The organism is Neisseria sp. SLRRB23 (assembly GCF_050896295.1).
Lineage (GTDB): Bacteria > Pseudomonadota > Gammaproteobacteria > Burkholderiales > Neisseriaceae > Neisseria.
The window spans coordinates 1-386 of the sequence record NZ_JBPBFH010000157.1 but is presented as its reverse complement, the minus strand read 5'-3'; the positions used below and the strand labels follow the sequence as shown (position 1 = coordinate 386).

Below are 386 nucleotides of genomic sequence, written 5' to 3'. Positions count from 1 at the left end.
GACGTCGAGTCTCGTGGGCTCGGAGATGTGTATAAGAGACAGCTTTTGGAGGGTTGGAACATGAAAACCCTGAGCCTGCCCTGCCGCACCACTGCCGAAAATATGGCGGTCGAAATGTACGGCCGTCTGAAAAACCCCCTCGAAACCGCCCCCGAAGCCGCCAAACCGCGCGTAGAGGCCGTACCCAAAAACAACGGCTTTATCCCCAACCTCATCGGCGTATTGGCAAACGCCCCCGAAGCCTTGGCGGTGCTGGAAGCAAGAGGGGAGGCGGAAAACGCGGGTGGCCTGGCTTACTTGATAGACCTGAACCAAAACACCCCAAGCGCGAAGAATATCAGCCGGTACGTTGGGATTGTGAACGACAGGTTCTGTCTCTTATACAC

1 protein-coding gene is annotated in these 386 nt (G+C 56.5%); it reads left to right on the top strand.

The genetic code is table 11. The features are described 5' to 3' along the window. Positions 1-114: 114 nt before the first annotated feature. Positions 115-386: DnaB-like helicase N-terminal domain-containing protein (locus tag ACRPFF_RS11655; protein ID WP_432674680.1), on the top strand; the 272-nt coding region annotated here is incomplete at its 3' end.